Source organism: Geodermatophilus chilensis (assembly GCF_002802985.1).
Lineage (GTDB): Bacteria > Actinomycetota > Actinomycetes > Mycobacteriales > Geodermatophilaceae > Geodermatophilus > Geodermatophilus chilensis.
Genome location: NZ_NVPT01000247.1, coordinates 1 through 5,431, shown reverse-complemented (window position 1 = coordinate 5,431; position 5,431 = coordinate 1). Strand labels below are relative to the sequence as shown.

The window sequence follows — 5,431 nt, the reverse complement described above, 5'->3', positions numbered from 1 at the left end:
GGCCACCACCCGCTCACGCAGATCCATCGAATAAGCCCGCACCCCAGCGGAGTACGTCTGCCAACCGCCCACCGTCAACCAATCAGCACACCGCTGTGAGCAGTGAGGACGCCGCGGTCGCGGTCGGGGTGTCCAGGCCGGTCGGGTCGCGGTGGTTCCGCTAGCGCGGCGGCATGCCCGCCTCGCTGCGATGCGGGCCGTCCTCGGGCCGGTATCTGTCGTTCGCCGAGCGGGAGGAGATCGCGCTGCTGCGCGCCCAAAGGGCTGGGGTCCGGGAAATCGCCCGACGGATCGGCCGCGCCGCGTCGACGGTATCTCGGGAGCTCCGCCGCAACGCGGCTACCAGAGGTGGGCAGCTGGAGTACCGGGCGTCGGTCGCGCAGTGGAAGGCCGAACGGGCCGCCCGCCGTCCCAAAACCGCCAAGCTCGTCGCCAACGAGCGGCTGCGCGACTGAGGTTTTCTCACCAGGATTCGCCGTTCGCGGACGGTCAGCAGAGACATCCATGCAAGTCAGGCCCGTGCGCCAGCGGAGGATCGAGTGCCTCCTGGCGGGCGCCTGCGCCGAGGAGTCGAGACCGAAGCCGCAGACGACTGGCTGAAGCCCTGACCAGCGACGTCGACGGCACCCTCCAGTTGGACGCTGGTTCCTGGTGAGAAAACCTCATTCCCGCGCCGGTGGAGCGACTGCTCCACGACCGGTTCGCCACACAGGCCGAGGAGCGACGAGCGGGCGGCCTCACGTGGCACGAGACCGGCTTCGTCTTCACCACCGAGTTCGGCCAGCCGTGCGACCCCAACTCCTCCGAGCGCTCGAGGTCGCTGCCGCCAAGGCCGGACGGCCGGACACGGGTCTGCACACCCTCCGGCACTCGGCGGCCAGCGTGATGCTCCCCCACGGCGTTCACTCAAGGTCGTCCCGGAAAGCCTCGGCCACTCGTCGATCGCCATCACCGGCGACGTCTACGGCCACGTTGCACACGACGTCTCGCGCGATGCCGCCCACGTCCTCGGCGACGTCCTCGGCCGGTGAGGGTGACCTGATGGTGGTCACAATGGTGGTCGAACCGCTTGGGCCCGGGGCCGCTCACCCCTCGTCCTCGGGCCACGGTTTCGGGCCGGCCAGCCCGTTCCCGGATCGCGCCGGTCCGGCGCTCACCCAGGTTCCCGCCCCTCGGCGGAGGTCAGTCGCTCCGCGAGTCCCAGCGCCCGGGCGAGGACGTGCTTGACCGGCCGGCCGAGCACCGCTGCCGCCCGGGTGACGTCCTCCCACTCCGGCATGGCGTTGACCACGCGCCCGTCCGCCGTGAACCCCAGCTTCACGGCGACCGGCTGACCGTCGACGTCGACGGTGCGGAACCCGCGTGCGAGGGTGTGGCGCCGCACGAGGGTCTCTCGGACGCCGAGCGTGGTGGTTTCGCGCAGGAGGACCGTGCGGACGGCCGCCGCCGGGCCTGCCTCGGCCAGCGCCGTCAGGACGTGGGCCGGTCGTCCCTTCTTCATCAGCACGGGCGTGAGCCAGGCATCGACCGCGCCGGCTGCGAGGAGGGACTCCAGCACCTCCGGCCATCCCCGGGGGTCCATGTCGTCGACGTTCGTCTCGAGGAGGAGGACCGTCTCCTCGTCCACCGGGACCACCCCCGGGGCGGCCGGCCGTATCTCCTCGCCGAGGACGAGTCGCACAACGTTCGGCCGGTGCGCGGGGTCCCGGGTGCCGGCGCCGGTGCCCGTCCGCGTGGGACGCAGGAGCGGCATCGGCCCGAAGGCCGTCGCGAGTGTGGTCGTCAGGGCCACGCCGGTCGGAGTGGCGAGTTCGTCGTCGTCCGGGCCGCCGCGCCCCGGTGCCCCGGCGCCGGACAGCAGCGCGAGGACGGCGGGGCCGGGGACCGGGATCCAGCCGTGCGCGGTGCGGGCACGGCCGCCTCCGAGTGCGATCGGCGAGGCGACCAGGCGGTCCACACCCAGCGCGGCGACCCCGGCACAGACGCCTACCACGTCGGCAATGGCGTCGAGGGCACCCACCTCGTGGAAGTGCACGTCGTCCTCGGGTACCCCGTGCACGGACGCCTCCGCCCGTGCGAGCCGGCCGAATACGGCCGACGCGGAGCTGCGCAGGGGGTCCGGCAACCGGTCGAGGAGCGTACGGACGTCGGCCCACGTACGGGAGGGCTGGTCCGCAACGCCGACGTCAACGACGACGCGGACGGCGCGCAGGCCCCCGCGGAACACCTCCTCCGCGCGCAGACCGATCGGCAGCCCCAGCGGCTGCAGCGCAGCGCTCATCTCGGCGAGCGGGACCCCTGCGTCAACCAGCGAGCCGAGCAACATGTCACCGGCCACGCCGTTCGACAGGTCGAGCCAGCCGACCCTGCTCACGACGGCCCGGTTCGACTGGCGCCGATGCTCCGGGCGACCCGGGCGGCGAACACGCCAGCTCCGAAGCCGTTGTCGATGTTGCAGACGACGACCCCGGCCGCGCACGAGTTGAGCATCCCCAGCAGTGCGGCCAGGCCCTGGAAGCTGGCCCCGTAACCGACGCTGGTCGGCACCGCGACGACCGGCGTCCCGACCAGTCCACCGACCACGCTGGGCAGGGCCCCTTCCATCCCGGCGACCACGATGACGACGTCGGCGTTCTCGAGGACCGGTCTGGCGTGGAGGACGCGGTGCAGACCGGCGACCCCGACGTCCACCACCCGTACGACCTCGGCACCGAGGACACGGACGGTGGTCGCCGCCTCCGCCGCCACGGGCTCGTCGGAGGTGCCCGCGCTCACCACGGCGACCAGGCCGCGAGCGGGCGGCAGCGGCCCGACGGCGACGGTGCTCCTGTCAACCGTCGCGTCCGGCCAGCGGGCCTGCAGTGCCGCGACGGTGGCCGGAGCCGCCCGCGTGACCATCGCCGGACGGCCCGGTGCAGCGGCGCGCAGGGTCTCGATGATGGCGAGGACCTCCTCGCTGGTCTTGCCCGCCCCGTAGACGACCTCCGGGTCGCCGGTCCGCGCCAGCCGGTCGGTGTCGACGCGGGCGAAACCGAGGTCGACGTACGGCGCCCGGGCGGCGGGAGCCCCGGGCCGCTCCCCCTCGGCCCCGGGCCGCTCCCCCTCCTGGTCCGGGGAGTCAGTCACGGGGCCCACTGACCAGCTCGAGGGTGAAGGCGCCCGACTGCACTCCGGCCAGGTCCAGGGCGATGAACCGGAACCCGGCCGAGCGCACCGCCGTCAGCACCTGCTCGTGCAGCGGCGTGACCGCCACCGCCGCGATGTCTTCGACAGGAACCTCGAGGCAGGCGGCATCCCCGTGGTGGCGTACCCGCAGGTCTCGCAGGCCCATCGCGCCGGCAACAGCGGCCGCCACGACGCCGACCGCCTCGCGGTCGTCGTCGTCCAGGATCGCCCGGCTGTCCGCGTCCATGCTTGGGCTCCTCCCGGTCAGCTGCGGTGTTCGGTCCGGTCTCCGGACCATGATGGGTGGAAGCTGCTCTCGCGGTCGAGCCGCCAGTAGGTGTGCGCGCCGAAGTGGTCCCGCCAAGCCTGGACCCGCGCGGCCGGCAGCCGGCCGGCACGGACGCTGTCGTAGTAGGCCAGCGAGGAGAAACTGGCGTCGGCACTCCGTGCCGGGCCGCGGCCACCACCTGCGCCAGGCGCGGTCCCCGTAGGCCACGGCGTCGGTGAAGTACGGGTCGGCGAGCAGCAAGGGCAGGTCGGCGCGACGCCGGTAGGCCTTGGTGATGTAGGCGACGACCTCGGAGGCGTACAGCGCCGGCCGGACGTCCTCGACGAAGGCGTCGCGGTCCGCCACGGCCCGGTCGTCCGCGTGCCCCGGCAGGCCGGCCGCGGCCGTCCGCTGGGCAACCGACCCCGACAGGGCACGGGCGAACGTGGCCTCGGCGATGCCGGTGACCGGTTATCCCCACGTCCAGCGCGCCCTGCACCATCCAGCGGCCGGTGCCCTTCTGCTCCGCCCGGTCGAGGACGACGTCGGCGAAGGGCCGACCAGTCTCGGCGTCCGCCTGCGCGAGGACCTCGGCGGTGATCTCGATGAGGAAGGACTCCAAGTCGCCGTCGTTCCAGGAGCCCCCAGCCTCTGGCGGAGCGGGTCGTGGGCCCCGCGATGCCAAAGCCGAGGCGTCGCGAACCCCAGCGCAACCGAGCACAGGTCGACTAAAGATCACTAAGGGTGGTTGTTACAGAAAGGTCCGAGGTCGAGCCCGGTACTGGCGAGGAAGCCGGCCAGCAGCCCCGGGCGGTACTGCATCCGCTTGAGGCGGGTCTTCACCAGCGCGGTCAGCTCGGCGAGGTCGTGCTTGGTCAGGTTGGCCAGCGACCGCTTCAAATGCGACCACACCGGCTCCACCGGGTTCAGCTCGTGGGCGTACGGCGGCAGCCGGTAGACCGTCAGCCACGGCCGGGCCTCGATCGTCTCGGCCATCGCGGCACTGACGTGGGTGTTGAGGTTGTCCCAGACCAGCACGATCGACCCGCCGAGCTGCTGATGAGCGGCGTCCAGGAGGGCGGCGTAGTCGGCCTCGGTGAACCCCTTGCGCCGGCCGTCGTTCCGGCCGCCGTGGCGGCGGCCGCGGTGGGTGCGGTAGATCAGCCGCGGGCGGTGCCCGGGTTTGGTGGCCAGCAGCGCGGCCACCGACAGCCGCGGGCTGTTGGCTGCGGTCACCCGCACCACCGGCGTGTGCCCGCGCCGGCCCCAGGTGCGGCCTTGCGGCGGCCTCAGCCCCTGACCGGACTCGTCTTCGAAGACCAGCCAGGCGCCCAGGTCCGCCGCGGCCCTTTTATCGCAGGCCAGGTCTGCTCCCGCCAGGCGGTGATCCGCTCCTCGTCGCGCTCGGCGGCCCGCCGGGCGGGGACCTGCACGCTCCAACCGAGGCGGTGCAGCAGCAGGTCCAGCCCGGGCAAGGTGTAGTCCACGCCGAATCGGGTGCGCACCAGCTCAGCGATGCGGGGCAGCGTCCAGCGCTGGTCCGCCCAGCCCCACGCTGCCGGCCCGGCGTCGAGCAGCTCCTGCAGCTCGGCCAGCTGGGCGGCGCTGAGCTTGCAGCGCGCCCCACCCGGACCCTTGGACGCCAGCGCCGGGCGGCCGCCGGCGGCCAGCGCGCGGCGCCACCGGTTGGCCGACATCCGGGTCACCCGAAACCGGGCGGCCACCTCCCGGTCGCTGGCGCCCTCCTCGATCCAATTCGCCGCGGCCAACCGCACCCGCTCCCGCCCGGCACGCTCCTCAGCAGTCAGCCCACCACCCTCGGGATACCTCATGCCAGCGGCATAGCGCAGGCTGCATCGCCTGTCAGCAGAGCTCGTAACCCCCGCCCTTAATGATCTTTAGGCCCTGTTTGATAAGTCGCGGAGCCAGATGTCGATGTCGCTGATCTGGACGGTTGCTTCGTAGCGGACGGCGAGTTTGTCGTAGCGAGTGGCGAAG

The 5,431-nt window shown here is 72.8% G+C and carries 7 protein-coding genes and 3 pseudogenes; 1 reads left to right on the top strand and 9 read right to left on the bottom strand.

Features of this window, described 5'->3' with window-relative positions; all coding sequences use genetic code 11:
• Positions 1–449: pseudogene (locus CNO22_RS25430) on the top strand (transposase); the annotation flags it as partial.
• 453 nt (positions 450–902) lie between these two features.
• Here the strand turns inward: CNO22_RS25430 and CNO22_RS28620 are convergent.
• The 9 genes and pseudogenes from CNO22_RS28620 to CNO22_RS25405 form a co-directional block, all read right to left on the bottom strand.
• Positions 903–1,052, bottom strand: a complete 150-nt coding sequence (locus CNO22_RS28620) for a hypothetical protein (protein WP_198588601.1) — start codon at positions 1,050–1,052, stop codon at positions 903–905.
• A 101-nt stretch (positions 1,053–1,153) separates the two neighbouring features.
• Positions 1,154–2,374 (bottom strand): nickel pincer cofactor biosynthesis protein LarC, encoded by a 1,221-nt coding sequence (gene larC / locus CNO22_RS25425; RefSeq protein WP_100502031.1) that lies wholly within the window; start codon positions 2,372–2,374, stop codon positions 1,154–1,156.
• The gene (gene larB / locus CNO22_RS25420) at positions 2,371–3,126 is read right to left on the bottom strand and encodes a nickel pincer cofactor biosynthesis protein LarB (RefSeq protein WP_198588600.1); all 756 of its coding nucleotides are present in this window, start codon (positions 3,124–3,126) and stop codon (positions 2,371–2,373) included. The genes larC and larB overlap by 4 nt, the downstream gene beginning before the upstream one ends.
• Positions 3,119–3,412 (bottom strand): adenine nucleotide alpha-hydrolase family protein, encoded by a 294-nt coding sequence (locus CNO22_RS28005; protein ID WP_157937122.1) that lies wholly within the window; start codon positions 3,410–3,412, stop codon positions 3,119–3,121. The genes larB and CNO22_RS28005 overlap by 8 nt, the downstream gene beginning before the upstream one ends.
• 17 nt (positions 3,413–3,429) lie before the next feature.
• Entirely contained in the window at positions 3,430–3,552 is a 123-nt protein-coding gene (locus tag CNO22_RS30295; protein WP_408609716.1) for a hypothetical protein, read from the bottom strand.
• Positions 3,553–3,787: 235 nt separating this feature from the next.
• A pseudogene (locus CNO22_RS30290) lies at positions 3,788–3,865 on the bottom strand (hypothetical protein); the annotation flags it as partial.
• A gap of 100 nt (positions 3,866–3,965) precedes the next feature.
• Positions 3,966–4,154: pseudogene (locus CNO22_RS30285) on the bottom strand (NADP-dependent phosphogluconate dehydrogenase); the annotation flags it as partial.
• A gap of 17 nt (positions 4,155–4,171) precedes the next feature.
• The gene (locus CNO22_RS25410; RefSeq protein WP_198588599.1) at positions 4,172–4,669 is read right to left on the bottom strand and encodes a transposase; all 498 of its coding nucleotides are present in this window, start codon (positions 4,667–4,669) and stop codon (positions 4,172–4,174) included.
• A gap of 53 nt (positions 4,670–4,722) precedes the next feature.
• Entirely contained in the window at positions 4,723–5,265 is a 543-nt protein-coding gene (locus CNO22_RS25405) for a winged helix-turn-helix domain-containing protein (RefSeq protein WP_100502034.1), read from the bottom strand.
• Positions 5,266–5,431 lie beyond the last annotated feature (166 nt).

Excerpts from the sequence above, each read along its gene's own strand:
- CNO22_RS25405 (WP_100502034.1), bottom strand. The coding sequence starts at position 5,265 with ATGAGGTATCCCGAGGGTGGTGGGCTGACTGCTGAGGAGCGTGCCGGG.
- CNO22_RS28005 (WP_157937122.1), bottom strand. The coding sequence starts at position 3,412 with ATGGACGCGGACAGCCGGGCGATCCTGGACGACGACGACCGCGAGGCG.